Origin of the sequence: Pseudomonas sp. 86_A (assembly GCF_017491705.1) — a bacterium.
Taxonomy (GTDB): domain Bacteria; phylum Pseudomonadota; class Gammaproteobacteria; order Pseudomonadales; family Pseudomonadaceae; genus Aquipseudomonas; species Aquipseudomonas koreensis.
Window position 1 is genome coordinate 1 of record NZ_JAFGYS010000238.1, and the last position, 246, is coordinate 246.

1 protein-coding gene is annotated in these 246 nt (G+C 58.9%); it reads right to left on the reverse strand.

Features of this window, described 5'->3' with window-relative positions:
* Nucleotides 1-53: 53 nt before the first annotated feature.
* Nucleotides 54-246, reverse strand: a 193-nt coding sequence (locus J5M57_RS28830; protein WP_207938578.1) for a hypothetical protein, incomplete at its 5' end; no start/stop codon positions are given.

Here is a 246-nt window from a genome sequence, read left to right on the forward strand (position 1 = left end):
GCCGACCCTTGCGGGCGGCGCTGAAATTAATTCTTTGGGTGGTCTCGAAGGCTCTACATCGGGGCCTTGAGCCAGACCATCGAGGTACAAGTACCTCTTGTGGCAAGTGAGCAATTTGTGGCGAGGGTCTGGTTGCCGTCGTTCTTGCGCAGGCAGTCGAGCAACAGCGTGCGTTCGACCTTTTCCAGGCGTTCGCGCAGATTCAGGCCGCTGTGGTCTTCGGGCATCGGCTCCATACGCAGAGAG